This window comes from Variovorax sp. P4_D9 (assembly GCF_056401695.1).
The window spans coordinates 1-1,362 of sequence record NZ_JBFUIU010001443.1; the positions used below are offsets into that span (position 1 = coordinate 1).

At 61.9% G+C, this 1,362-nt stretch carries 2 protein-coding genes; one reads left to right on the forward strand and one right to left on the reverse strand.

Annotation, left to right across the window (positions count from 1 at the left end; translation table 11 throughout):
* The first annotated feature begins 268 nt into the window (after window positions 1-268).
* The gene (locus AC1DY5_RS55815) at window positions 269-607 is read left to right on the forward strand and encodes an H-NS histone family protein (protein WP_478122735.1); all 339 of its coding nucleotides are present in this window, start codon (window positions 269-271) and stop codon (window positions 605-607) included.
* Window positions 608-799: 192 nt separating this feature from the next.
* Here the strand turns inward: AC1DY5_RS55815 and AC1DY5_RS55820 are convergent.
* Window positions 800-1,362 (reverse strand): zinc-binding dehydrogenase (locus tag AC1DY5_RS55820; protein WP_478122736.1); only part of this gene is annotated, 563 nt, incomplete at its 5' end.

Genomic DNA, 1,362 nt, shown 5'->3' on the forward strand with positions numbered 1-1,362 from the left:
CAGATTGTGATTCTGGTCGTCGTGGGTTCGAGTCCCATCAGCCACCCCAAAGTCTTTCGTCAGTAAAACAGGCACTTCGGTGCCTGTTTTACTTTGTGGGCGTGGCGAGTCGGCCGTATCGCCCATCGGACCGGTCTCCCTTCCTTCACGGTCCTTCCATTGAAGTAGCGCCACGGGGTGAATACCGAGCGTTTTTTGTGCGGGGCTTGCTTGCGGCAATTGGGATCTGAATTAGAATTTTGGCTTTCCAATTAGAGGATAAGCACAGATGGCTTCAACCCTTGCCGACATCAATTCCCAGATCAAGAAGCACGATGAGCAGATCGCGCAATTGCGAAAGCAAGCGGAGGATCTGCGGAATCAGGAGCGGGCTGGCGTCATCGAAGAAGTCCGCAAGAAGATTGCTGAATACGGTCTGACCGCCAGCGATCTCAAGCTCGGCGTTCGCGGCGGCAAGCGCAGCGGGGGCGTGCCGGCACCCAAGAGCGCCGCCAAATATCGCAGCCCCACGGGTGAAACCTGGTCCGGTGGTCGTGGCCGCAAGCCGCGCTGGATCACCGAAGCCCTCTCCGCCGGCAAGTCCTTGTCCGATTTCGAGATCAAGTAAGCCCGCAGGCCCCACCACCCACAAAAAAGCCCGCATCCGCGGGCTTTTTTGCATCCAGAGCCGGCGCAGCCAGGCCCCTTGGTGAAACACCGCGGATCTGGCTTTGCCAGCCCGCCGGTGTTGCCCCGGCAGGGGGCGGGCGCCCGGACAGGAACTGCCGGGCAACCTGGGGGCGAGCAACATGCCTCGAGYTCAATTCACCAGCACGAGCTTCCCCATGACACCCCGCGAGCCCATGCGGGCATAGGCGGCACGGAGTTCCGACATCGGCAGGGTCCGGTCGATCACGGGCTTGATCTTGCCCTCGCCGTACCACTTGGCCAATTCGGCCATCATTTGCGCGTTGGCCTTGGGTTCGCGCCTTGCGAAATCGCCCCAGAACACGCCGACCAGCGATGCCCCCTTGAGCAGCGTCAAATTCAAGGGCAGCGACGGAATCGGACCGGCGGCGAAACCAACGACCAGATAACGGCCGCGCCAGGCGATGGAACGGAATGCAGGTTCGGCGAATTCACCGCCGACCGGATCGTAAATGACGTCCGGGCCCTTGCCATCGGTTGCCGCCTTGACTGCATCGCGAAAGCCATTGGGCAGCGTGTGCGTGGTGTAGTTGATCGTGGCATCGGCGCCAATGGACTTGCAAAGCTCGCATTTCTCGTCCGTCGACGCCGCCGCAATGACCCGGGCCCCTGCGGCCTTGGCAATCTGGATGGCTGCAGTGCCGACGCCGCCGGCCGCGCCCAGCACGAGAACGG

Coding starts and splice junctions, on each gene's coding strand:
- AC1DY5_RS55815 (WP_478122735.1), top strand. CDS start 269: ATGGCTTCAACCCTTGCCGACATCAATTCCCAGATCAAGAAGCACGAT.